Below are 343 nucleotides of genomic sequence, written 5' to 3'. Positions count from 1 at the left end.
CAACGCGGGAGTGATCGTCGATGGCGACATGGACATACTCCCATCCGGCGCCTCGGCTGGTCTGGGTACGGTCCCCCGTGACGCGATGGCCGGCTTGCTGGAAGCGCCCGAGCTTTTTGATGTCCAGATGCAACATGCCGCCAGGCTGGGGGTATTGGTAGCGCACGACAGGGGGCTTGGGTTCCAGTTCGGCCAGGCGATGCAGGCCGGCACGGCGCACGATGCGCGCGATGGTGCTGTGGCCCACGTTCAGGTGGGTGGCGATCTGCCAATAGGTGGCGCGTTGTCGGCGTTGCTGCAGGATCTGCTCGACCAGTTCCGGCGGCGTGGCATGCGGACAGTG

General features: G+C 65.9%; 1 pseudogene. It reads right to left on the bottom strand.

The features are described from left to right. A pseudogene (locus tag XcodCFBP4690_RS22170) lies at positions 1–343 on the bottom strand (helix-turn-helix domain-containing protein); the annotation flags it as partial.

Origin of the sequence: Xanthomonas codiaei, from assembly GCF_002939785.1 — a bacterium.
Taxonomy (GTDB): domain Bacteria; phylum Pseudomonadota; class Gammaproteobacteria; order Xanthomonadales; family Xanthomonadaceae; genus Xanthomonas; species Xanthomonas codiaei.
This window is presented reverse-complemented; position numbering and strand designations above follow the sequence as displayed.